The 25,698-nt window shown below is 31.1% G+C and carries 15 protein-coding genes and 2 tRNA genes; 11 read left to right on the top strand and 6 right to left on the bottom strand.

What is annotated here, in order from left to right; all coding sequences use genetic code 11:
* Positions 1–6: 6 nt before the first annotated feature.
* The 9 genes from ACKTSW_RS04765 (at position 7) to ACKTSW_RS04725 (ending at position 16,497) form a co-directional block, all read left to right on the top strand.
* On the top strand, positions 7–4,962 hold the full coding sequence (locus ACKTSW_RS04765; RefSeq protein WP_408024133.1) for a hypothetical protein: 4,956 nt from the start codon (positions 7–9) through the stop codon (positions 4,960–4,962).
* Positions 4,962–6,314, top strand: coding sequence for a PKD domain-containing protein (locus tag ACKTSW_RS04760; RefSeq protein WP_408024132.1), 1,353 nt, complete (start codon positions 4,962–4,964; stop codon positions 6,312–6,314). Before ACKTSW_RS04765 ends, ACKTSW_RS04760 begins: the two co-directional genes overlap by 1 nt.
* A gap of 10 nt (positions 6,315–6,324) precedes the next feature.
* Entirely contained in the window at positions 6,325–9,474 is a 3,150-nt protein-coding gene (locus ACKTSW_RS04755) for a fibronectin type III domain-containing protein (RefSeq protein WP_408024131.1), read from the top strand.
* A 72-nt stretch (positions 9,475–9,546) separates the two neighbouring features.
* Positions 9,547–9,975, top strand: coding sequence for a hypothetical protein (locus ACKTSW_RS04750; protein ID WP_408024130.1), 429 nt, complete (start codon positions 9,547–9,549; stop codon positions 9,973–9,975).
* Positions 9,954–10,661, top strand: a complete 708-nt coding sequence (locus tag ACKTSW_RS04745; RefSeq protein WP_408024129.1) for a hypothetical protein — start codon at positions 9,954–9,956, stop codon at positions 10,659–10,661. The genes ACKTSW_RS04750 and ACKTSW_RS04745 overlap by 22 nt, the downstream gene beginning before the upstream one ends.
* Positions 10,662–10,663: 2 nt before the next feature.
* Positions 10,664–11,305: a hypothetical protein gene (locus tag ACKTSW_RS04740; RefSeq protein WP_408024128.1), complete on the top strand. Its 642-nt coding sequence runs from the start codon at positions 10,664–10,666 to the stop codon at positions 11,303–11,305.
* 14 nt (positions 11,306–11,319) lie between these two features.
* Positions 11,320–12,699, top strand: a complete 1,380-nt coding sequence (locus ACKTSW_RS04735; protein WP_408024127.1) for a hypothetical protein — start codon at positions 11,320–11,322, stop codon at positions 12,697–12,699.
* Positions 12,700–12,710: 11 nt separating this feature from the next.
* A complete protein-coding gene (locus tag ACKTSW_RS04730; protein WP_408024126.1) occupies positions 12,711–14,096 on the top strand; it encodes a hypothetical protein in 1,386 nt (461 codons plus the stop codon).
* Positions 14,097–14,121: 25 nt separating this feature from the next.
* Positions 14,122–16,497, top strand: a complete 2,376-nt coding sequence (locus ACKTSW_RS04725; RefSeq protein ID WP_408024125.1) for a hypothetical protein — start codon at positions 14,122–14,124, stop codon at positions 16,495–16,497.
* A 219-nt stretch (positions 16,498–16,716) separates the two neighbouring features.
* On the opposite strand, the gene ACKTSW_RS04720 is transcribed toward ACKTSW_RS04725, so the two are convergent.
* From ACKTSW_RS04720 to ACKTSW_RS04710, 3 genes are all read right to left on the bottom strand, one after another.
* Positions 16,717–17,142 (bottom strand): helix-turn-helix transcriptional regulator, encoded by a 426-nt coding sequence (locus ACKTSW_RS04720; protein ID WP_408024124.1) that lies wholly within the window; start codon positions 17,140–17,142, stop codon positions 16,717–16,719.
* Between the two features lie 641 nt (positions 17,143–17,783).
* Positions 17,784–21,452 (bottom strand): phosphoribosylformylglycinamidine synthase, encoded by a 3,669-nt coding sequence (gene purL, locus ACKTSW_RS04715; RefSeq protein WP_408024123.1) that lies wholly within the window; start codon positions 21,450–21,452, stop codon positions 17,784–17,786.
* A gap of 97 nt (positions 21,453–21,549) precedes the next feature.
* The gene (locus ACKTSW_RS04710; protein WP_408024122.1) at positions 21,550–22,335 is read right to left on the bottom strand and encodes a carboxypeptidase-like regulatory domain-containing protein; all 786 of its coding nucleotides are present in this window, start codon (positions 22,333–22,335) and stop codon (positions 21,550–21,552) included.
* A gap of 191 nt (positions 22,336–22,526) precedes the next feature.
* Between ACKTSW_RS04710 and ACKTSW_RS04705 the strand changes: the two genes are divergently transcribed.
* The gene (locus tag ACKTSW_RS04705; RefSeq protein ID WP_408024121.1) at positions 22,527–24,245 is read left to right on the top strand and encodes a thiol-activated cytolysin family protein; all 1,719 of its coding nucleotides are present in this window, start codon (positions 22,527–22,529) and stop codon (positions 24,243–24,245) included.
* 130 nt (positions 24,246–24,375) lie between these two features.
* On the opposite strand, the gene ACKTSW_RS04700 is transcribed toward ACKTSW_RS04705, so the two are convergent.
* Positions 24,376–24,458, bottom strand: a tRNA-Leu gene (locus ACKTSW_RS04700).
* A gap of 37 nt (positions 24,459–24,495) precedes the next feature.
* A tRNA-Lys gene (locus tag ACKTSW_RS04695) sits at positions 24,496–24,568 on the bottom strand.
* A 106-nt stretch (positions 24,569–24,674) separates the two neighbouring features.
* Between ACKTSW_RS04695 and ACKTSW_RS04690 the strand changes: the two genes are divergently transcribed.
* A complete protein-coding gene (locus ACKTSW_RS04690) occupies positions 24,675–25,193 on the top strand; it encodes a shikimate kinase (protein ID WP_408024120.1) in 519 nt (172 codons plus the stop codon).
* On the opposite strand, the gene ACKTSW_RS04685 is transcribed toward ACKTSW_RS04690, so the two are convergent.
* Positions 25,185–25,688: a phosphoribosyltransferase family protein gene (locus ACKTSW_RS04685; protein WP_408024119.1), complete on the bottom strand. Its 504-nt coding sequence runs from the start codon at positions 25,686–25,688 to the stop codon at positions 25,185–25,187. The two genes, ACKTSW_RS04690 and ACKTSW_RS04685, sit on opposite strands and share 9 nt — an antisense overlap.
* Positions 25,689–25,698 lie beyond the last annotated feature (10 nt).

Here is a 25,698-nt window from a genome sequence, read left to right as displayed (position 1 = left end):
ATTTCTATGAAAAAAAATAGTTTATTAATTATCAAAAACAGGAAAAAGCTAGTAACACTAGTTGTATTTTTATTATTTGGAATAAATATATGGGGGCAAGAACCAGCTGATAAAGTTATTGAAGTAAATATTGATGGACCTACTAAAGCATTTGCTGTTACATTTACTAAAACAGCTGAGATAGAATTTAATAATGCCACTACAGGAAAGATAAGCATTGGTATTGAAGGAGGTACTGCTCCATATAGTTATTTTTTATACAAATCAGGAAGTGCTACACCAGTAAGAACAGGAACTATAAACTTATCAGGAGGTAGTGTAGAGGAATCAAATTTGTCCTCTGGTACTTATTATGTAGATGTGTATGATGCCAACTATTTAGGAACAATACCAGCAACTTCATTTGATACTGGTAATTGTAATAGTAAAAGAAGAGGAAATGAAATATTAGAGAATCCACCAGTTTTGGAAGTTAATGCCTTAGTTAATTCAATAATAAAATGTAATGGAGAAACAGGCTCAATTAAAGTAAACGTAAGAGGAGGTAAAGAGCCAGATAGTGGAAATTATATTGTAGAGTTATTTAAAGATGGTAATACAACAGTATTTAAAACATTACCATTAGTATACAATGCTAGTACATTTCAAGAAGTGATTTTTACAGGTTTGTATGTTGGAAAATATTCAGTAAAAGTTTCAGACAAGTTTATTGATAAATCAATAGTAGCCCCAGTAGATCTAAGTCAGCCTAATATTTTGGAGTTACCTTTAGCCAATATTTCATCAACATCAGTAAAATGTTTTGGAGGAAATGACGGAACAATTACAGTAACCCCAACGGGGGGAACTTCACCCTATAGAGTGAAAATAGATACGAACCCATTATCTGAAGAGTTTAATACAACAAAAACAATTTCAGGATTAACAGCAAAGACTTATACAATTCAAATAGTAGATGTAAATAATTGTACAACTTCACTAACTACTAAAGAAGTAACACAACCAATAAAAGGAATAGACATACAAAAAGACAGTGATGGTAATCCTACTTTTGCTGGTGCTAGTAACGGATTCATCAATGTTTCTGTTACTGGAGGTATCGCACCTTATACCTATAAATGGTTTAAAAATGGAAGTACAAGCCCTTTTACGACTACACAAGATGTTACTAACTTGGGAGAAGGAGGGTATAAAGTCATAGTAACAGATGCTAAAGGATGTATAAGTAATTTTTCAATAACATTAACTGATCCAGAACCATTAGTAATACAATTATTCAAAACTGATGTAAAGTGTTTTGGTGAAAATTCAGGAAGTATATCAGCTAGTGTTGCTGGCGGAGCTAGTTCAACTTATACATATGAATGGGACAAAAAAGAGGGAACTTCATGGATTCCAATACCAGAAACAACTTCTTTAATAAATAATTTACCAGCAGGAGAATACAGAGTACTTGTATCGGTAGTTTATAATGGTAATGTTGTAGAAGATGGGTATTCAGAAACTAAGATTATTTCACAACCTATCGAACCATTGTTAGTAGGGAAAACTATAAAAAATATTTCCTGTAAAGGAGGGAATGATGGGACAATAACTTTAACTGTTAATGGAGGAACATCACCTTATACGTATGTATGGTCAAATGGAGCAACCACAAGAGATATTTCAGGAGTGTCAATAGGTTTATATACAGTAACAGTAACAGATGCAAATGATTGTACTTTAGAAAAAACATATTCTGTAACTGAACCTTCGGAAAGTTTGAGTGTTTCTTATATAAGTCACCAAGAGCCATTAGCTTTTGGAAGTGAAGATGGAAATATCAAAATTTCTGTTTCGGGAGGAACTTTACCTTACTCTTATCAATGGTTTAATCAAGCAGGAAGTGTTGTAGGAGCTTTACAAAACATTTCAAATATTGGAGATGGTACTTATAGAGTAGTAGTAACAGATGCTAAAGGATGTACAGATGAATTATACCAAACACTTACACAGCCTGATAAAGTTGTAGGGACTATAATCATTCCTAGTGATGGAATACTATTTTGTAATGGAGATACTGATGGTAAATTAGAGGTAACCGTTGTTGGCGGTATTTCTCCTTACACATATCATTGGTATGAAAAGGATAGTGGTGGTGGAAAAGTATTTATTTCAGGAGCTACAGATACCACGATAGGCAGTTTACCTGCAGGAAATTATGGTGTAGAAATAACAGATAGTAATGGTATAAAGTCGTATAGTGAAGGAACGGTAGTAAATCCAACTAAAGTTGAAATTAGTAATGTTACTGTAAATCATGTTGCTTGTTATGGAGATTCAACAGGAAGTATAGATGTAGATGTAATTGGAGGTACAGATACTTATATTTATGAATGGTATAAAGTTGGAAATAATACAGTAATAGGAACAGCAAAAAACATATTAAACCTTAATACTGGAGATTATAAGGTAGTAATTACAGATACCAATAACTGTCCAAATCCACCAATTGAAAAAATAATAACAGTCAATCAACCAGTAGCGCCTTTAACAATAATTAAAGATTCTCAAAAAAACTTAACAGGTTTTGAAACGGCAAATGGAGAAATTAATATTGAAGAAGTATCAGGAGGAACAGCTCCATACACTTATGAGTTGAGAGTAAAAGGAAATACAACAATTATTAGTAATCTAAGCAATCCCACAGGATTAGAGGCTGCTACTTATTTAATGACTATTCTTGATGCTAATAATTGTTCAGTAGAAAAAGAATTTACACTTATTCAACCTGACAAATTAGAACTAAACTTAGCAGTTACAAAGCCAATAGCTTGTAATGGGGTAACAGGAACAATTGGTTCAACAGTAATAGGAGGATATGTATTATCAGGTGAAGATTATAACTATCAATGGTATAATAGTAGTGATTTAACAAAAGTTATAGGTACAGAAACATCTTTAACAACTTTAGTAGGAACGTATAGATTGGTAGTTACTGATTCTAATGGAAATACAACTTACAAAGAACAAGAGTTAACAGAAAATCCACCTCTTGCAATCACTTTCACAAAAACAGAAGTAACCTGTTACAATGGTAATGATGGGAATATTGATATTTCTGTTACTGGAGGTACAGGAGTGTATACTTACGAATGGAGTAATGGTGAAAAAAATGAAGATGTTACAGCTTTACCTAAAGGAGTGTATACAGTAATTGTAAAAGATGAAAATGGATGTGAGTTACAAGAAGCAATTACCATAACGCAACCGAGTATATACAGAGTATTAGTAACAGCTTTTGAAGAACCTAGTGGAGCTGGTTTATCTGATGGAAGTATATCAGTTAAAATTGAAGGAGGTGTAGCACCGTATACATATGAGTGGAAAGATGAAGCAACTAATAGTATAAGTAATACTACATCAATAAATGATGTACTTACAGGAAAATATTATTTAACAGTAGTAGATGCCAAAGGATGTGAGTTAAATGAGGTTTATAACTTAGATGAACCAGATCCATTAGTAGTTACAATTGAACAAGTAGAAACGATAAAATGTAATGGAGACATATCGGCAGTACTAAATGTGGTAGCAACAGGTGGTGTGGGAGGAAATAGTTATGTATGGTTTAATGCTGTAACAGGAAATAGTATCGGAAACTCTCAAGTTATTTATAATTTACCAATAGGAAGATATTTTGTAAAAGTAACCGATTTAAAAGGGATAGAGGATACAAGTGAAATTTTCACAGTAGTACAACCAGAGGTACTAGGAGTAACAGGTGATGTGTCAAACGTAACTTGTTCTGGTAATAATGATGGGGTAATAAGTTTAAATGTTGAAGGAGGAACACCACCATATTCTTATTCATGGAGTTCAGGTGAAACAACAGCAGAAATTACTGTAGCAGTAGGAAGTTATTTCGTTTTAGTTACAGATGCAAATGGTTGTCAAACTACAGGAAGTTTTACAGTAGAAAAAGCAAGCTCATTAACAATTACAGAAACTGTAAAAGATGTTATTTGTTATAATAGTTGTACAGGAGAAATCAACCTAAGTATTGACGGAGGAATTGCTCCTTACACTGTGCAATGGAATACAGGACAAACAGGTAATATTATAAAAGGATTGTGTGCAGGAATATATACAGCTACAGTTACAGACCAAAAAGGGTGTTTAGTAACAAAAGAAATTTCTGTAAAAAGTGCAGAAGAGCTGATATTTGATGTAGTTCCTAGTGAAGTAACCCTATGTTATGGTGAAACTATAGAGTATGATGTAACCATGGTTGGAGTATCGGAATATGCATGGACTTCAACAAATGGTTTTACAAGCAATGAGAGTGTTGTGTTATTATCTGAAGAAGGAGTTTATACATTAACAGTAACAACGGTTGATGGATGTAAAGTATCTAAAGAAATAACAATCCATAAGTCAAATGTAGAGATAGATGCACAATTAATTTTAACATCTCAAGCATTTGTAGGAGAAGATATAGTACTAATTAATGTATCTAATCCAATAAGTGAAAAGGTAGAGTGGAACATTCCTTCAAATGTAACTATAGTTCAAAAAACGGATGAAGGTCTAGTTTTACGTTTTCCTGCTCCAGGAAATTACGACATCTCCTTGATTTCAAATGAAGGAAATTGTAAAAAAGTAGCAACTAAAACAGTAAATGTTTTAAAAGCAAGAGATCTTACAGATATTGGAGAAACGAAGAATCCATTTGTAAAAGAGTTTGTAGTTTATTCAAACCCTAATAAAGGAAAGTTTACTGTTGATGTAGAATTAGAAAAGGAATCAGAAATATCTCTACGCCTTTTTAGTTTAGGAGCAAACTCTATAGTTGCCGACAAACTGCTAAAAGGGAAAAAAGAATATGAAGTGTTGTACGATATGAATGTATCAGCAGGTATATATGTATTATTATTAGAAACGCCAAAAGCAAAAAGAATACAAAAAGTAATAATTGAGTAATGAGAAAGAGTTTATTTTTTATAATAACGCTATTAGGTATTTGTGCTTGTATAAATGAAGTAGCCTTACCAGTTACTGTCGATTTTAGTACAGAAGTTGTGAACCAAGATTATACAGTTCCTGTAAAGGTGAAAATCACTAACGATACAGAAGGAGCAGATACCTATAAATGGACTTTTGAAGGAGGAGAACCCAATAGCTCGTCAAGTAGAAATCCAGGTGTTATAACGTATAATACAGAAGGAGAATATCTTATCACTTTAGAGGCTTCTAATAGAGATGGTAGTATAGATGTGAAAACTCAAAAAGTAACGGTAAAACCAACAGTTCTTATTGATTTTGATGCAGAAGTGCTAGAAAATAACTATTCACCAGTTGAAGTAAAACTAACCAATAAAACAAAAGGAGCTACTTCTTTTGAGTGGTTTTTTCAAGGAGGAATACCAGAGACATCATCAAAAGAGTACCCACAAAACATCACTTTTACAACTCCGGGAGAGCATACGATAAGATTAAAAGTAAGCAATGGAGAGGAAAGTTATACTCAAGAAAAAATAATAGAAGTTGCACCTTATTTAACAGCCGATTTTGAATATTCAGTTGCTTTTGAAGACGATGACTATCAAGTTCCGGTAAAAGTTACATTAACTAATAAAAGTATCAGTGCAACTAATTACAATTGGACGTTTGAAGGCGCCAATATAACAAGTAGCTTAGAAAAAAATCCAGAAATAGAAATTCAAACACCAGGAACTCATACATTACAGCTAAAAGTAAGTAATGGAAAACAAGAGAAAGTATTTTCAAAAACAATAACTGTATATGAAAATACCAACTTAAGAAGTTTAGAAAATGTAAAATTAGGAATTAACACAGCTCATAAAGAGAATGTTATAGGCGCTTTTTTATCAACCAAAACAAGAAAAGTATATACGAAGAGCGAAGTTACTAATGAGACAGGAAAGGATATAGATCTTGTTTTCTTCGGTTTAAGCGAAACTTTTTCCTACAACAAATTTGTGAGTCCAGATCAAGCTTCATCAGTTGCTTTTTCATCGATTCCTAATGCTCAAAATATTCAATTAATAAACAAGCAAGAATCGTGTAATTGCAGTACTCATTTATCTGTGTCTGAATTTGACTCTATGGTAAATGATCAATTATTAGTAGCCTTAACAGTAGATGAAACAGGTGAAGGATTGAAAGAATTTGATAATACGACAGTGCCAAGAATCATCCCTTTTAAAACTTCAGATAACAGAAAAGGAGCGATAAAAATAAAGCAGTTTGTAAAAGACGGTACAAACTCATACATAGTAGTTGATATAAAAGTTCAAAAAGAAGCTAAATAAGAAAAAGTAGATGAAAATCAATTTAAACGATAGTAATATATTCAAAAAGGTGATGTTGTTGTTTACTGTATTAATAAGTACAGTACTATATTCTCAAACCTATCCAGTACAAGTTACTCCACAGTTGATACCTCCGTATAGTTTAAAAATGTCAGACTATGCTACAACAACTAGTGAAAAATTATACACAAACATTTTATTAACCGATGTAAATGAAGTAGGGCGTAGGATACGTTTAAAAATGTATATAGAAGGACAGGGGCTTTCTATCACCACACGTGATGTAATAGCAGGAGAGACGCCTATATATTTAGATGGAGGAATAAATTTAAGGTTATCGAATTTAGATTTACAAGCCTATTTTCAATTAAATAATTTAGTTGGAATCACGCCAGGACAGTATAATGCACCGTTGCCAAATGGAGGATATGATTTTTGTTTTGAAGTGTACGACTATTTTACAAACAGAAAACTGTCATCTAAAAGTTGTACTACTGTATACTTATTACAAAACGACCCACCAATCTTAAACTTACCATTTAAAGATAATATTGTAAATGCGACGAATCCTCAAAATGTATTATTTACTTGGACTCCTCGTCATAGTAATGCAAGTAATGTGCAATATGAGTTCACATTAAAAGAATTGTGGGATGTACAAAATCCACAAGCCAACTTTTTAGCTTCTGTTCCTTTTTATCAAACAAATACCTATAGTACAACACTATTAGTAGGACCCGAAGCACCACAATTAATTTCAGGTAAAATATACGGTTGGCAGGTACGTGCTTTTGTAAGTGATGGAGTAAATGAAACCTCTGTATTTAAAAATGATGGAAAAAGTGAGATTTTTTGGTTTAAATACTTAGAAGATTGTAGACCACCAAGTTTTGTTATTTCACAAGCATTAACAGCAGAATCAGTTCAAGTGAACTGGCAAAGCTCAGAACATGTACGTTATAGGATTCAGTATCGTAAAAAAGGATTTGGAGATGATGATTGGTTTGAAGTAAATAGTTATACCAATGAAGGGAAGATCCGCAATTTAGAACCCGCTACAGTATACGAGTTTCGTGTAGGAGGTGAGTGTACCCAGTTATCAGGGTTTGCCTATTCTAACATTCAAGAGTTTACGACACCAAGTAACGATGAAGCAGCATATTACAATTGTGGATTAACACCACAAATTAATATTACAAACAAAGAACCGTTACCAAAACTAGGACTTAACGAAACCTTTACAGCAGGAGATTTTCCTGTAACCACACGTGAAGTAACAGGAAGTAATGGTACGTTTAGTGGTTGGGGGTATATTACGCTACCTTTTTTAGAAAATCTGAAAGAAATTATTGATGCGGCGAATATAGCTACAGGAGGTGAAGTTAATATCGGTAAGTACACACGTATTAAGGTAGTATTTAAAAATGTTCAAGTAAATAATAGTTATGAGCTTACTGATGGAGTAGTAGTTACAGACTATGACCCTGAATGGGGAGGAATTATAGATGCTGATGAAGTTATAGAGGATATAAGTGATCTTGTAGATGATATTTTCCCTGATGAACCAGTAGAAGATAATTCAGATACAACTAATAGTGATACTACTACAGGAGGGACAACACCAGATGGAGGGACAACACCAGATGGAGGGACAACACTAGATGGAGGGACAACACTAGATGGAGGGACAACACTAGATGGAGGGACAACACTAGATGGAGGGACAACACCAGATGGGGGAACAACACCAGATGGAGGAACTACACCAGATGGAGGAACATCTGAAGGAGAAGGTACTGGAAAATATATTACTTACAGAGGAACAAAATACTATAAGGATGATACTATTACTATAGATTATGATAACAGTATAGAAAAAGAAGGTGTAGAATTTTTTGGAGCTAAAGAAGGAGCACGTATACAATTTAATGCTTACACAGAAAATTATCCTCAAGGTTCAGGGCAGTATATTGTTGAGGGTAAGAAAGTGAATTATTTAGTGCAAAAAGATATTGTTACTTATCAATTAGCGGTTAATTATTGGAATAGCCCAGAAGATTTTCCTAATGAAGATAAGATGACAACATTTTTAGTAAATGTAAAAATTAATAGACCAAAATTTGAATTAAAAGAACTTTGGGCATCTGATGCTAATAATACTGATCGTTTAGCAAAAAGCGGTGAAATATTATATTTGGTTAAAGATAAGGGGATTACAACACCGGATAGTCGAACTCGTAGAGTTAATTACAGTGTAACAATTTCACCAAATTTAAATGCTAATAGTTTTAAGAAAACAGATATAGTATGGGATTATCATAACATTAATGGAACAAGACAATATGATTACGGAAGGATAAACATAAATAGACCTTTATGGGAAAGAGATTTAGCGCATACAACAAGTGTTGATGTTGGTAACCCTAATAAAGAAGCTAAAAGTATAGACGTGCAATTTGTTGATGGGCAAGTTGTAAAATTTGATTTTATGCCTCCAGCTATAAGTCATGTTATAAAAGAGACTATGGGAACTATTGAAAATAATTTAAAAATTTTAGATAAAATCAATAAAACTTTAGGGTTAAATGATAAAACAAAATTTAAAATAGAACCTGTTAAAATCACATCAAAAAGGTATAATATTGAAGTGCCTGATTCAAGGTTATATAAAACAGTAGAAGAAGGTAGTATAGCAGCAGGAGTAAAAGCTGACTTAGCAAAAAAAACGATAACGCATCCAGCATTTGAGGTTTTAAAACGTACAGGTATTTTTGAAGCAGGAATTTATTTTTCATTTAACCTTCAAGTAAAACTTAAAGGAGGAATTAACAGGTCTAAGCTGGCAGAGCAAGATAATTATACAGGACAAGAGCTTTATACAGAAATTTATACTAAAGGCTGTATACAAGCTGGACTTATGGCTGAATTGCTAATAGCCAAAGAACAAGTTGAATTTGAAGCAAAGGGTTTTATTGAAGCCTGCCTTCAAGGTGGTTTAAAGTATAATTTTACAGATGAAAACTTTAAAGGAAGTTTGTATATACCTCCTGTTATTTTGGGAGCTCAAATAAAAGTTAAATCAAAAGGTGTACTAAAATTTGATTTGGTTGATTGGAAAGGGAGTGTTGAAATTAGCGATAAAATCCCTTTAATAGATTAATTTAATTGTATGGGGTTAAAAAAGTTAATAGTAGTTGTTTTTAAGTTTTGTTTAGGAATAAATTTATTTTTCATGTTTTTTGGAACATTTAAATTAATAAAACTAAATAGATTATATGTTCATAGAAATGAATTTAAAAAAGTTAGAGTATTGGTTGATACGATGTATTTATCTTCTACAGCAAGAACAGATGGACCAGGTTATGATACATATTGGGTAAAGTATAGTAATCAATTACGAGACTCTTTTTTAGTAGAACATAAGTTATGTGTTGTAGAAAAAATAATTAGAGAAAAAAATCAAAATAACGATTCCATACATATATGGCATCATCCTACATTAGAAGATAGTTATGCAATACCAAGTCATAAGAAATATGAAGATTCATTTGATAAAACAAACATAAGAAATCTGATAATATTATTCTTTATTGCAATAATCACCTTAATTTATTTGCTATTTAAATACTTTAAAAAAAGATGGATAAAAAAAGAGTTTTAATTTTAATTGGGTTATTAATAAATGTTGTGGTGTTTAGTCAAAATACTAACAATGCTAATTTAATATTAACCATTACAGAAGAGCAAAACCTTAGCTTTCATAAGTATGAGCCTAGGTTACAATTAAAGGCAACACTAACAACAATTAGTGAGGCTAAAAATGAGTTTCCTGAGCAGTTAATGCAATCGATACTTTCAGCAAGAAACCAAGAGTGGGTAAATTATAATACGCTAGGCGGAGAGGAAAAAGCATCAAAAAAGGAGCCATCTCATTTTGAGAAAATTGTAAGTATGAATAAAGATGAAAATTATTTTGAATTGCATCATAAGTTTACATTTAATCTAGGAGATATTCCTGCTTCAATAATCAAATTTTATTTTTATCAGGAAAACGAAAAACCGTTATCAGCAGCTTACGTTATGCAAAAAATAAATGGACGATGGCAAAGAACATCACATTCTTCATTGTCTATGCTTTCAATAATTGTTATGCGAATGAAATCGGAAGTATTAGAAGGAATAATTTTAGGAAATTCGACAGATACATCTATACAAGCAATTAGAGAAAGAGTTACCACAAATGGCGCTTTAGATGTTAAAAAATTAGAAGATGAATTTGCAAGTTGGTATACCCCTAGAAAAGATGATATAAAAATAAATTTATATAAAGACCCTAAATCATGGTAATAATGAAAAAAAATATAAATTTTAAGATAATAATTAGTGTTGTTACTTTTCTTTTTTTGAAATCAGTGTCATATGCTCAATTAGATTATTCAAAATTTGAAGGTATAAAGTCAAAAATTACTATAGTTAAAGAGTATTCTTTTGTAAATGTTTACGATTATAATTTCAATTCAAATGGCAAAGATTCTCTTCTTGTACAAACATTGAATGATAATTCTTTAGAGGATGCTATATCAAAAAAATATGCTCCTAAATTTATCAATAATACCAAAGATTCAATATCATTCTCTGTTAAGTTACTGTCACGTTTAATCATTGATGTAGATAATAAAAGACACTATTTTGTAAGTTATAAAGCGTCAGACAATAATGTGAAAATGATTTCAAATTTTCTTAATAACGGAGTTAATTTTATAGAAATCACAAATTCAAATAGTGAAATAGAATTACTAAAATCAATTTTAAAGAATTCTAATGCAAATTTATTATTTGAGTTTTACAATGTTCGAAAAAGTAAAAATTATCCAATTGTGGATGAACTTAAAGATGCAACTAAAAATGAGCAAGGTTTTTTAGATATAAAAAAACTAGCCCAAGTACTAAAAGAAAATAAAGCTTCACTAGTTAAGTATTTAGATGAGTAACTACTATAAGTAAAATGAAAAAGAAATTATTGTTAGTACTTCTATTAATAGTAAGTTTGAGTGTAAAAGCTCAAAAAAAATATACATTTCAATTTGTAAGGCCTGGTTCAGGGTTTACAGGGGGACTATTTTTTAATGGAAAAACTGAAACATATCGTTATAGGGTGTACAATGGTAATACCTTATTAAAAGATAGTGGTATTTTAACTAGAGTTATTCCTACTACAGGTTTAGAAGTGTTCGATGGAAATATTGCATATGAAGTATTTGAACAAAGACCAACGCGAGTTATAACTTCTTGGAGTGTTTCTGGTAGTAGTACTCGTTGTGATAATGACATAACTATTGGAAGTGGAGATTGTGAAGTTAATAAAACAGGAGGACTTTTTGGCCAACCATCAGTAACATGCACAACGGTTAGGGTTTCAAACAATAATGTATTGAAAGTTTCTACGAATAATACTTTTTGTAGAAAAGAGAGTCTAACTTTAACTTCTAATAGCTGTATACCACAACAGACGATTTCTTGGTATTATAGTTTGGATAATATTAACTATAAACCAACTTTTTTATCAACATCTACAACTAGTGGTAATAGCGTTATATTAGATTTAAAAGATATAAATATACCCTCATCATATGAAGGTCCTTTATATTTTAAAGGTACTGTTAGTATCACTACAGGGTTATTTAAATGGATAGAATCAGATTCAAACATTATAATTTATAATATTATTCCTTGCTCACCCGAGCTAGTACAACAACCTACTTCAATTACAACAAGCTGTAATTATAGTGAAGATGGTAGTTTTGTTTTTAGTGTTGATAGAGATTTATTAACCAACGAAAAACTAATTGCTACGCTGTATTATGAATATTCAACAGGATATGATTTGGCTGCTAATCCACAAAGAGAAATTACAAGTTTGCAATCTATGGCTGATGGTAGTTTTGAATACACATGGAGTAAGGATTTAGCAGCAGGTAAATATAAGTTAAAATACCAAACTTTAAAAGGTGGTGGTGGAATTAACCCTACGGATGGTTCTTGGGCAAGTATAGTTCCTTCGGATGAATTCACAATAGGTAAACCTTCGATAGTTGATTTTCAAGTAACAGGTTCAGCAGATCAAAATTGTTTTGAGGTAAATGATGGGTATATAGATATTAGTGCAAAAGGTGAAAGTGGTAGAACATTTTTATATCAACTAAGAAAAAATAATGTAATACAAATTTTTAATGGTATCAATTGGGTTAATTACACAGGAAATAATGCTGATAATGAAACCTGGTTTCCGTTTATCAATGCACAGACAACAAGAATAAGTAATTTAAATAAAGGGGCATACAGCGTAAAAGTTAGAGACTCAGAAAAGTGTTTAGCAAAACAGTAAGGAAGAGAAAAATGAAAAGGAGATTATTTATATTACTATTATTTTATAGTTTTTTAGGGTTTGGACAAGAATATAGTGTATGGCTAGCCAGTGTAGAGTATAAAGATATACGAACATTGCACTATCGTCATAGTTATGATGTTCGTTTAAGTACTTCTCCCAGAGGAGAGTTTAAAACTCCAGTTGGAATACATATAGCTTCAACATCATCAGTAGATGTAATGGTAGGTGAAAGAGCTACGGTTCCAGATGTTGTGTGTGAACTTTATAGTAATACAATTATAAATAAATACGATTATTTAGCAGCTGTTTCCTCAAGTACATTGTGTGTTGCAGAAAAATTAATAGAGGCACGTTCAGAAGTCAATAATGATTATGTTAATTGTTTTATAATGTTGTTACCTCATTATGTACAGCCAGTTGATAACTCCAGAGCTTTCAGTGATTTTTTATTTAAAACAAAAGAAAACACATTTAATACAGATGAAGTTGTGAAAGTACCGGAAATTATATGGAAGTATGATTATGACGGCAAAGGATTTAAAGATTTTCCAGAAAGTATCAAACATAATTTTCCAATGAAAGCTACAGTTGGTGAAGTATTGGTTGATGAGAATTTAGAGGCAGGAAAAACATTTAGAGTAAAAGCTATTTTTGATAATTCTGTGTTAAAAAAAGGACTTTTAGGAATATCAGAACCAATGGTTTCAACAAACATTTTTAATTTTAACATAATTTCTTCTTCTCCTGAGTTAAAACAAAACCCACCAGTGTCTCAAAGTCCAAGTTGTAACTACAGAGCTGATGGAAGCCTAACGTTAGACTTTAAGCGAGATCTATATACAACAGAAAAGTTGGCTGTTATTATATATCAACAGAATACAGTATCTGGAAAGTACGATGTTATTTTAGATCAAAAACTTGATATAGAATCTCTAGAGAAAATAAACGAAACTACCTATAGGTATCAATGGACAAACAATTTGCCTCATGGAACTTACAAACTCAAATATCAAACAGGAGAAAAAGGAGTTGGAATAAATCCTAAAGATATTTCTTGGTCAAATTTAGTTCCTGTAGATGTTACTATTGAGGAAACAGCAAAAGTTGACTTTAGTGTAATAAGTTCAGCAGATCAAAATTGTTTTAAGGTAAATGATGGGTATATAGATATCAGTGCAACAGGAGAGGGTAGTAGAACATTTTTATATCAACTAAAAAAAGATAATGTAATACAAATTTTTAATGGCACGAATTGGGTTAATTACACAGGAAATAATGCTGATAATGAAACATGGTTTCCGTTTACCAATACAAAGACAACAAGAATAAGTAAGTTAAACAAAGGGGCATACAGCGTAAAAGTTAGAGACTCAGAAGAGTGTTTAGCAAAATAGTTATAAAAAAGAAAAGAATATTTTAATGATTACAATGAGGGGGCAAACACTAAAAGTAGTAGTGTTTATTTTAAGCATATTTTTTGCTGAAAGTATAGTAGGACAACAATTAGATTTTGAGAATATAGGAAGAGGAAAACCATTTAAAGTTAGCGGAAACATCGCTGCTAACTCTGTGTTCTATTCATCCAATCAAAATAGTGCAAGAGCACCATTTACCTATTTTTTACAAGGAAGCTTAAATTTTAATATTTATGAATTTTCAATTCCTGTAAGCTATAGCTTTTCTAATCAAGGAGATGATTTAGAATATCAATTACCGTTTAGTTTTAATCGTTTGAGTTTGCACCCTAAATATAGATGGATACAAGCCCATATTGGAGATGTGAGCATGAGTTTCTCACCATATACGTTGGCAGGACACCAATTTACTGGAGGTGGAGTTGATTTAACTCCTAAGGGAAGTTTTACTTTTTCAGCAATGTATGGTCGATTATTAAAAGCTACAGAAGATTCAGAAGACAATAGAACACAACCAGCTTTTAAGCGTATGGGATATGGAGCTAAAGTGGGGTTTAAAAAAGAAAAATATAGCTTAGAGTTAATTGGTTTTTATGCAAAAGACAAGATAAATTCAATAAGTGCAGTACCAGAAGAAAAAAAGGTGTTACCAAAAGAAAATCTGGTGCTAAGTATGTCAGGAATTGTAACTGTAATAGATGGACTTCGTTTTAAAGGAGAATACGCTTCAACGGCTATAACACAAGATCTTAGAGCAGAAAAAGTAAGTCATAGTAGTGGGGTTGCAGGTTTATTATTCAACAATAGAGCTTCAACAGAACATTACAAAGCATTTAAAACAGAAATGGAATATAGCTTTGATAAATATAGATTTGGAGTTGGATATGAACGTATAGACCCAGGATATAAAACATTAGGAGCCTATTATTTTAACAATGATTTTGAAAATATTACACTGAATGGTAATACCACTTTATTTAATAATAAAATAAGTTTAGGGTTTAATATAGGATACCAACGAGACGATTTAGCAAATCAAAAAGAGACCAATACTAGTAGAACAGTTGGAAGTGTTAATACAACATTTGCTATGAGTAAAAAAGTAAATATAACAGGAAGCTATTCTAACTTTTCTACTTACACAAATAATAAACTAGATCAGTTTGATATTATAAATGATGATAATTTGTTAGATAATCAAGAAGAACGATTCAATTATAAGCAGTTATCTCAAAATGCTAACGTTAATGTAAGTTATATTTTAGAAAATAGTAAAACAAGAAGACAAAATCTAAATACAAATTATTCATTAGCGACAGTAGCTAATGCTGAAAATGGAATTGTACGCTTAGGTAATGGTTCAACATTTCATAATTTTAATACTTCCTATACATTAGGATTACCACAAAGAAAAATAAATATAACTTCTGCTTTAAATACTACTTATAATACTATTGGGAGAGATGAATCCTATACATGGGGACCAACAGTAGCAGTTAATAAAAAAATTCTAAAAGATAAACTAAACACAACATTGAGTACTTCTTATAATCAAAATAATAGCAAAACAAATAAGGCAAGTACTACAAACTTTAGGTTGAATGCAAATTATGTATATAGAGAAAAACATAATTTTAATTTAAGCGCTATTCAATTATTTAGAAATACTTCTTTAAAGAACACCCAAGATTTAACAGTTACTTTCGGTTACAACTATGCCTTTGATTTATCTGCTAAAAATAAAGAAAAGGGAGAAAAAAATAACGGAAAGTTTAGTTTTACGTATAGAGAGTATGTTTTTACAGGAAAGCCAAATGAAATAACACCAGAAGTATTAATTATAGGAAAAGAGAAAAGGTTTAAAGAGATAAAAGAAATAGATATAACAGGGAAAAAACTTCTAGTATTAGAGCAGGAGTTAAAAGATGCAGAATTAAAATCTAGAAATAAATACAAGAAAAAAGCTATTGAATATCTAAATCATTTACATAAGAATCAAGACTATATAAACACTTATTATGATTTGGCATTCAAAGGTCTTAATAAGCTTTATAGAGATGCAAAAAAATTAGAATGGTCAATAGAACAGAAATATAAAAAAGCACTATCTATATATAACAATTCAACTAAAAGAGAAAGTGAAAAAGTACAAGAATTTTTAAAGAAAAGAGAGTTGGCATATAAGACAAACAAATATATGTTAGAACAATTAGAAGGATTGAAAAAGGATTATTTGTATAAAGAAAAAGGGGTCTTTGATAGCTTTAAAGACAAATATTTAAACACTATTCTAAACATGTTAGAAGAAGGTAAAACGAAAATGGAAGTGTCTATTTTTATTGAAATTGCTTTTGCAAAAATGTTTGACACTATCCCATAAATTGTGTAAACTTATTTATCGAGGGTTTAACTTATTAGGGTTGCACCCTTTTTTCAAATATAGTTAAAAATTGATTTAAAATAATGTCCCAGCTTCAATAGGTAAGAACCATTTTTTATTTTACACACTTAGTGAAATACTACTTTTTCTACATTTTATTAATTAGGTAATTAGGTAATTAGGTAATTAGGTAATTAGAGCAAACATATATATAAGTCTTTATTTTTTTTTGTAATCTTCAAAGGTTCCATCATCATATAGAACTAAAATATTTTTAATATCCTTGAAAGAATCAAATTCTTTTCTCTTTTTAGAGCTCTCTGAGAATTGCGTATTTGATTTTTTTTCGACTTCTTGGTCAAATACAGGATTTTTAGTGAACAGAGAAGGAGCTTCATTTCTTTCAATATTTTTCTCCTTTGTTTGATTTTTAATATTTTTTGGAAAATCACCTTTTCCATAAACCAACCATTCTAATTCAACTTCATCAAAAGCCTTTTCCACTTTGATTATAAAATCTAAGCTAGGTTTATTTCTTCCCGATAATAGGTGAGAAATGCTAGACCTTGGTACATCAATTGTATCTGCAAAACTCGATGCAGATAAATCATAGTATTCTAATATTTGCTTTAATCTTTCTATCATTTGTTTACTTATGTGAACAATATATATTGTTTAGTATTGTAAATATAGGTTTTTATAATTGTAAACAAGATAAAATGAAGAACTTTTTAATAATCAGTACGTAAAACCTATAAAAAGCTTTAAGTTAAGTAGTATAATGTATTAAAAATTAGATAATTAGGCATCTATAATAGAAAAAAGCTATAGAATGGGTTAATTTGCGTTGACACAATTATAACTTTAAAACAAGGATATTATTACCATATACAAATGTAAACCACATAAGAAGTAATGATTAAAATACTTTTTTGTTCCTTTTAGTAGGCTACTTTAAAGGCTTAAGCTTAAAAATATCTATAATAATTACTCTTCCTTTTAATTTAACTCTTAATGATTTAAAATCAATGTAATATATATATAGAGTTTATATAATTACTATAAACTAGTTTAGATTAAATAACTGAATGAATAAAAAATATAATTACACCTAGCTAAGTATAAAGAAGTATAGTAATAGCTATGAATATAGAGGTAATTACAATTGTAACCATACTTATACTGCTAACAAATGTAAATAAGGCGATAGATAGTTTACATTTGTAAATATAAAAACACCCTGATGACAGAGTGTTTTTATATTATTAAAGAAGTAGTGTTTATACTTACTTTTTATTTTCTATCCACTTTCTAGCATTTACAAATGCTTCTAACCAAGGAGAAACTTCATCCTGTCTGTTTTGAGGGTAATAAGCCCAGTTCCATTGAAAAGTAGAACGTTCTATATGTGGCATTGTTACTAAATGACGACCAGTTTTATCGCAAAGCATTGCTGTATTATAATCTGAACCGTTAGGATTGTTAGGATATCCCTCGTATCCATACTTAGCAACAATATTATAACTGTTTTCATTTTCAGGTAAATTGAATTTTCCTTCTCCGTGAGAAATCCAAACTCCTAATTCGGTACCAGCTAAACTAGATAACATTACTGAATTATTTTCTTGAATTTTTACAGATGTAAATGAGCTTTCATGTTTCTTAGATTCATTGTGAAGCATTTTACCATGTTTGTTATGTTCTGGATTAATTAATTCTAATTCCATAAACAATTGACATCCGTTACAAATACCAACAGAAAGTGTATTTTCTCTATTAAAGAAGTTTTTCAATGCGGTATTGGCTTTTTCATTATATAAAAATGCTCCAGCCCAACCTTTAGCTGAACCTAATACATCAGAATTTGAAAATCCTCCAACAGCACCGATAAATTGAATATCTTCTAAAGTCTCACGACCAGAAATTAAATCAGTCATGTGAACATCTTTCACATCAAAACCAGCTAAATACATCGCATTGGCCATTTCACGTTCTGAATTTGAACCTTTTTCACGAATAATCGCAGCTTTTGGTCTGTTTATTACAGTACCAATAGTGTCAGTAAGTTTACCTGTAAAGTTAGTAGGGAATGTATATTTTAAAGGCTGATTTTTATAATTATCAAAACGATCTTTAGCTAAACCATTTGCTGTTTGCTTTTGATCTAACAAATAGGATGTTTTGTACCATGTATCTCTTAATTCAGAAATAGACAAAGCAAAAACATCTGATCCATTTTTAATATTCAAACGATCAGATTCAGTTACAGAACCAATAGTGAAGAACTCAATATTGTTATCTATTAAAATTTGTTCTACTGAATTATCTGTTGATTGGAATACAACTCCTGAGTTTTCAGCAAATAATAATTGAATACTATTAGCTTCATTTAAGCTAGATAAATCTAGGTTTGCACCTATGTTAACATCAGCAAAACACAGTTCTAATAAAGTAGTAATTAAACCTCCTGAGGCAACATCATGACCTGCAACAATTTTTCCTTTCTTTATTAAATTCTGAATTGTATTAAAAGTAGACTTAAAAAACTCATTATTAGTAATAGTAGGAGCAGAGTTCCCTATTTTGTTCACTACTTGAGCAAAAGAACTTCCTCCTAATTTAAAATCATCTTGCGATAAGTTAATATAGTAGATATTTCCTTTGTTCGGTTGTAAAACTGGCTCAACAACTTTAGTAATATCATCACAATTAGCTGCGGCAGAAATAACGACAGTTCCTGGAGAAATAACTTCTTCATTTGGGTATTTCTGTTTCATTGACAATGAATCTTTTCCAGTTGGAACATTGATTCCTAAATCAATAGAGAACTCAGAAATAGCTTTTACTGCTTTGTATAAACGAGCATCTTCACCTTCATTTTTACAAGGCCACATCCAGTTTGCTGATAATGAAACCGATTGTAAACCATCTTTTAAAGGAGCCCATACTATATTGGTTAAAGCTTCAGCGATTGAATTTTTACTTCCAGCTTCAGGATCAATCAATCCAGAAACAGGAGAGTGTCCAATTGTAGTAGCAATTCCTTCTTTACCTTTATAATCTAATGCCATTACACCAACATTGTTTAATGGAATTTGTAATGAACCAACACATTGTTGCTTCGCTACTTTTCCTCCAACACAACGGTCTACTTTATTAGTTAACCAATCTTTACAGGCAACAGCTTCTAATTGTAAAACTTGCTCTAAATATTGAGTAAAGTTTTCTTTAGAGTACTGAACATCAGTATAGTTGCGATTTACTGTTTTATCAGTCATAATCGTTTTAGGAGAGCTTCCAAACATATCTTCTAAAGCTAAATCCATTGGTTTGTTACCATTGGTTTTAGATTCGAAAGTAAAACGGTAATCACCAGTAACATCACCAACAGTGTACATTGGTGAACGCTCACGTTCAGCTATTTTATTAAGGGTTTCGATGTGCTTTTCAGCAATTACTAATCCCATACGTTCTTGCGACTCATTTCCAATAATTTCTTTATCAGATAGCGTAGGGTCACCCACTGGTAATTTATCTAAATCGATTTTTCCACCAGTATCTTCGACTAATTCTGATAAACAGTTTAAGTGTCCACCAGCTCCGTGATCGTGAATAGAAACAATAAAGTTTTCATCACTTTCTACCATACCACGAACGGCATTGGCAGTACGTTTTTGCATTTCAGGATTTGAACGCTGAACTGCATTTAATTCTATTCCTGAAGAAAACTCTCCAGTATCAGCAGAAGAAACCGCAGCTCCTCCCATACCAATACGGTAATTTTCACCTCCAAGAATTACTATTTTGTCTCCTTCTTTAGGAGTGTCTTTTAAAGCTTGTTCTTTTTTAGCATACCCAATACCACCAGCTTGCATGATTACTTTATCGAAACCAAGTTTGCGAGCATCTTCTTCATGTTCAAAAGTTAAAACCGAACCACAGATTAAAGGTTGTCCAAATTTATTACCAAAATCAGAGGCTCCATTAGAAGCTTTGATTAAGATATCCATTGGAGTTTGGTATAACCATTTACGCTCTTCCATTCCTTTTTCCCAAGGACGATTTTCATCTAAACGAGAATATGAAGTCATGTAAACAGCTGTTCCAGCTAATGGTAATGAACCTTTTCCACCAGCCAATCTGTCGCGGATTTCACCCCCTGAACCTGTTGCAGCACCATTAAAAGGCTCTACAGTAGTTGGGAAGTTATGTGTTTCTGCTTTTAATGAAATAACAGATTCAAACTCTTTTGTTTCGTAAAAATCAGGTTTGTCAGCACTTTTCGGAGCAAATTGCTCTACTGTTGGCCCTTTTACAAAAGCTACATTGTCTTTATAAGCAGAAACAATATCGTTTGGGTTTTGCTTTGATGTTTCTTTAATTAGTTTGAATAAAGAAGTAGGCATTTCTTCTCCATCAATGACAAAAGTTCCGTTAAAAATTTTATGACGACAGTGTTCTGAATTTACTTGAGAGAATCCAAATACTTCAGAATCGGTTAGTTTTCTCCCAATTTTAGTAGCAACTTCTTCTAAATAGGTAATTTCTTCATCGTTTAAAGCCAACCCTTCTTGCTCATTATAAGCAGAGATGTCTTCAATATTTATGATAGGTTCTGGTTGAATATCAATAGTGAATGTTTCTTGATGCAACCCATTAAACTTTTGAGAAATCATCGGATCAAAATCAGAAAAATCATCAGCTACTGCTTCAAATTCTTCAATTCTGATAATTCCAGGAATTCCCATATTTTGAGTAATTTCAACAGCGTTGGTACTCCATGGAGTAATCATTGCTGCTCTAGGCCCAACAAAAAAGGCGTCAAGAGACGCCGCGTTTATTTTTGATTGGTTGCCAAATAACCAAGTTAACTTCGAAGTTGTTTCAGATGTTAATTCTTCTATTGTTTGAACAGCAAAAACTTTGCTGTTTACGTTTCCAAAGAAATGAATCATTATTAGTTGTGTTTGTGTATGTTTTTAAAGGTGTAAATTTAGTTCTTTTGCATGAAATATAAGCATAAAAAAAGCAGCAAAATTTTGCTGCTTTTAATTAATCTCTTTCAGGTGTTCGGTTGCGTTCTATTTTTCCTTTTTTTACAGCTTTATAGCTTTCGTAACAGTTTAAGACAGCTTCTATTAGCTGCAAATCACTTGCTTTTTTTATAAAATAATCAGAATAATTACAATCAGTTAGTAGTTTATTTAACTCAGTTCTATCCATTTCTAAATATTCCATCATAACCTCACGATCAAACTTACCTGCTAACATTTTACGTAAATCATCTTCTTTTTTAAGTTTTTTAAGTTTTTTAAGTTGGTTAGGTTTGTTTCCGAAAAGATTATATATTAAATCAACGGGGTTTAATAATTTCGCTATAGGAGAGGATATTTTTTGTGGTTTACCAACTTCATAGGTTTGCGGTAATCCATTAATATGTATTCTGGTAAAACGGTCTTTTGGTACTTGCTTTACATCTACTTCTAAAACACCGATAAGCTCAGTTGACTTAATTACTACTTCTTTTACTTCTTCAGGTTTTTCTTCTAAAGAAATCACAACTTCATTCCCTTTTAAAAGGTCATTAGTAACTTTTAATTTAATAGATGCATAGCCTAAATAAGAAACTAAAACAGTATCGTTTGCTTGAGTAGCGAGGTCAAATAGTCCATTTTCGTTTGTTATTGTACCTACAACACTATTTAGGTTTAATATATGTGCTGCACTTAAAGGTTTTTTAGATTTTGAGTCTATTATTTGCCCTTTTAGTTTGTCTTGCGCCTGAATAGACAACATACTAAATACTATTGCTACCAGGAATAATAATTGTTTTTGCATAGAGCGAAAATAAGAATAATAGGCTTTACACTCGTTAATAATTTGTGAAATTAACTATTCTCTATGTAAATGTACTTTCATTTATTAAAAGCATATAAAAATAGATAAAAAAGTAGGGAAAACACATTTATAGATGTTTAATTACTCCTCGAGGTCATAATTAGTACAATGTTAAATTAAAAAACAAATAAATGAAAAATCTAAAAATACTTGGATTAACCCTCTTTTCAATTATTTCATGTCAAAAAGACGATTTATTATATAATTCCGAAATAAATTTTAGCACAGAGCAAATAGCTCAATTTATTACACCAGATACCTCTGATGGTATTCATAATTTAAATATTAGTGAACTACATGATAATATGTCTTCTAATGCTAAAGGAGTAGCTATGGAAGAGAATTGTGTTGATAAAGAAATATCATTTACTCAAACAGATTCAGATTTTTTTATTCTAGACCCTAATAGTTCTTTATTATGGCCTGGTAATTTGGTAGCTGCAAGATCTATACAAGATGGAGCTCCTGTATCTATACCTATTTATGGAGAAGATAGGAATCCTGTAGAGGTAAGAGTTAATGTGTTATCAGGAACATCTGCTTCTACTTCAAGAACTATTGAAGAACCAACACCAGGAAAAGTTCAAGACAATTTGAACTCTATTTTAAATGCATATTATAAAAGTGAGGCTAATTTTCCTGCTAGTTTTGATATTAGTATTCAAAGAATTCATGATGAAAAACAGTTTCAACTTTCTTTAAATGCAGGATATTCTGGACCTAGTGTAAAAGTATCTGGTAGTTTTGGAGTAGATTTTTCTACCCAAAAGACTAGGTATGCAGTTACGTTGAAACAACGCTTTTTTACAGCCTCAGTATCTCCTAAAGAAGGAATTATAGGTAAAAATGGATGGTTTAATAATAATGTTTCTCCAGATAGATTAAAGCCTTACGTTACTGATTATTTAAATGTGAGCGAAGATCAACAAAATCCATCTTCGTATGTAGAATCAGTAACTTATGGAAAACTATATACCTTAATTTATGAATCAAGTAGTAGTGCTAAAGAAGTTGAAGCAGCATTGAATTTTGCTTATAAGTCAGTAGGAACTGAAGTAAATGCAGAATTAGAGGCAAAATATAAATCAATTTTTAGCGAATCAACGGTTAAAGTAAAACAATTAGGAGGAAATGCTACTTCTGGAATAGCATCTTCTTTAGCCGCTATGGCCAACAATTTAGACAAGGTTGTTGATTTTTTGAAAGAAGGAGCAGAGGTGTCTGTTGATAATCCAGGATACCCAATTTCTTATAAAGTAAATTACACCTATGATAATAGACCTTTTAAAGTAAGTTCAAATTTAGAGTACGTTATCAGAGAATGTGATTTAGTATATTATGATAAGATAAGAGTTGACCCAACAGATGTAGCGCTTTATGGAAACGATCATGGAACTAGTGGAGCTGAACTTTTTGGTAGATTTTACGTAGAAAAGTATGATCAAGAATTAGGATCTTGGTATTTAGCAGGAAAGAAAATTTATTGGGGGTACAATATTGAAGACCATATAGGTTTAGATTATTATAAATTCAACGAAAAAAGAAGTGTAGCTGATGGAGAAGTAATTGATTTTAAGGTCAAAGCAAAAGCAGGTGAACGCTTTAGAATTGTTTCTGTAGTAGGAGAATGTGATTCTGGGTGTTATGTTTATAGAGATGGAGTAAAGGCTTATAATGAGTATGAATATAATCTTAGTTCAAAAAAATGGGAAGATTATACAAAGCATAATCCGTATGTAGATGATTATACAGTAGGAGATGGTTTTCATAACAAAACATGGAACGGCGTAAGAACCATAGTTCAAGAAGATATTTGTTATTTAGATTATAACACATATATTATAAACTAAATAAATTTAGTACAAAATTTAATGCAAGGAGACTTTTTAGTCTCCTTGTTTTTTTATGTGAAATTGATATGATCTTATGTTTTTAAGAAAAAGAAAAGCACAATACAAAAATGTATTATGCTTTTTATAGTGCACGTAACAGGAGTCGAACCTGCACTTCCGTTGGAAACAAGCCCCTCAAGCCTGCGCGTCTACCAATTCCGCCATACGTGCATAAACTAAAAAAGTTAAGCATTTGCTTAACTTTTTGTGACCGGGCTGGGGCTCGAACCCAGGACCCTCTCCTTAAAAGGGAGATGCTCTACCAACTGAGCTACCCGGTCATTGCTTCTTTGTGAAAGCGGTTGCAAATATACAACTGTTCTTTAAACCAAAAAAGCTTTTTTATAATATTTTTACTCATATTTGTAACTGCTTAATTACTAGTTTATGAAAATTGTATTATTAGGGTATATGGGTAGCGGAAAATCTACTATTGGACGAGCTTTAGCCAAAAAAAATCATGTTTCTTTTATAGATTTAGATGAATACATAGAAGAAAAAGAAGGAAAAACTATTTTTAAAATTTTTGAAAAGCAAGGTGAGGTATATTTCAGAAAACAGGAACATGTTTATTTAGAAGAAATTTTAAAAGAAAAAAAAGATTTTGTGCTATCTCTAGGAGGTGGTACACCTTGTTATGCTGGAAATATGGATGTTTTATTGAGTTGTAAGGATGTGAAAATAGTATATTTAAAAACAACTATTAATACAATTGTAGATAGATTAAGGAACGAAAAAAGCCAACGCCCGCTAGTAGCTAGTTTAGGTGAAGAAGATTTAAAGGAGTTTGTAGCAAAACATTTGTTTGAAAGAAGTTACTTTTATAATCAAGCTACTTTTAAAATAACAGTAGATGATAAAAATATAGATGAAATTATAGAAGAGTTAAATAAGTTATTAAGTTAAATAAGCAATTGTTTCATTTGGCGTAAACTCCACAACTATATGTTCTTTAATTGAGGTTGATAAAGAAATTCCTTTAAAATCTGCTTTTACAGGATATTTTTTATGATTTCTGTTAACTAATACCGCCGTTTTAAATCTTTTTAAGGGCACTTCTAAGAAGTGCTTTACACCATATATTAAAGTAGTTCCTGAGTTTAAGACATCATCTACTAAAACTAGAGCTTTATTTTGATATTCATCAGAATTAATTGAGGTAGTAGTAGGGGTAATGGGATTCTTTTTGTCAATTAAAACTTTGCATAAGGTTATTTTAATAGGAGAAATTTCACTTAAGATAGTTGAAATTTTTTCAGCTAAAAAGTAACCATTATCAGCAATACCAGCAATAATAATTTCTTTTTCATCACTGTTGCTTTCATAAATTTGAAAAGCAATTCGACGAATTTTTTGTTCTATCTGTACGTTATTTAAAATAATATTATTTACATCAATCATTATATTGCCA

It is taken from the genome of Tenacibaculum sediminilitoris (assembly GCF_964513795.1).
In the GTDB taxonomy this organism is placed as follows: domain Bacteria; phylum Bacteroidota; class Bacteroidia; order Flavobacteriales; family Flavobacteriaceae; genus Polaribacter; species Polaribacter sediminilitoris.
The sequence above is the reverse complement of the archived record's forward strand: the minus strand, read 5'-3'. Positions and strand labels throughout refer to the sequence as shown.

Bases quoted from the DNA above. Each gene is read 5' to 3' on its own strand.
- ACKTSW_RS04765 (WP_408024133.1), top strand. From the start codon at position 7: ATGAAAAAAAATAGTTTATTAATTATCAAAAACAGGAAAAAGCTAGTA.
- ACKTSW_RS04745 (WP_408024129.1), top strand. From the start codon at position 9,954: ATGGATAAAAAAAGAGTTTTAATTTTAATTGGGTTATTAATAAATGTT.
- ACKTSW_RS04735 (WP_408024127.1), top strand. From the start codon at position 11,320: ATGAAAAAGAAATTATTGTTAGTACTTCTATTAATAGTAAGTTTGAGT.
- ACKTSW_RS04755 (WP_408024131.1), top strand. From the start codon at position 6,325: ATGAAAATCAATTTAAACGATAGTAATATATTCAAAAAGGTGATGTTG.
- ACKTSW_RS04730 (WP_408024126.1), top strand. From the start codon at position 12,711: ATGAAAAGGAGATTATTTATATTACTATTATTTTATAGTTTTTTAGGG.
- ACKTSW_RS04760 (WP_408024132.1), top strand. From the start codon at position 4,962: ATGAGAAAGAGTTTATTTTTTATAATAACGCTATTAGGTATTTGTGCT.
- ACKTSW_RS04685 (WP_408024119.1), bottom strand. From the start codon at position 25,688: ATGATTGATGTAAATAATATTATTTTAAATAACGTACAGATAGAACAA.
- ACKTSW_RS04720 (WP_408024124.1), bottom strand. From the start codon at position 17,142: ATGATAGAAAGATTAAAGCAAATATTAGAATACTATGATTTATCTGCA.
- ACKTSW_RS04740 (WP_408024128.1), top strand. From the start codon at position 10,664: ATGAAAAAAAATATAAATTTTAAGATAATAATTAGTGTTGTTACTTTT.
- purL (WP_408024123.1), bottom strand. From the start codon at position 21,452: ATGATTCATTTCTTTGGAAACGTAAACAGCAAAGTTTTTGCTGTTCAA.
- ACKTSW_RS04705 (WP_408024121.1), top strand. From the start codon at position 22,527: ATGAAAAATCTAAAAATACTTGGATTAACCCTCTTTTCAATTATTTCA.
- ACKTSW_RS04710 (WP_408024122.1), bottom strand. From the start codon at position 22,335: ATGCAAAAACAATTATTATTCCTGGTAGCAATAGTATTTAGTATGTTG.
- ACKTSW_RS04725 (WP_408024125.1), top strand. From the start codon at position 14,122: ATGATTACAATGAGGGGGCAAACACTAAAAGTAGTAGTGTTTATTTTA.
- ACKTSW_RS04750 (WP_408024130.1), top strand. From the start codon at position 9,547: ATGTTTTTTGGAACATTTAAATTAATAAAACTAAATAGATTATATGTT.
- ACKTSW_RS04690 (WP_408024120.1), top strand. From the start codon at position 24,675: ATGAAAATTGTATTATTAGGGTATATGGGTAGCGGAAAATCTACTATT.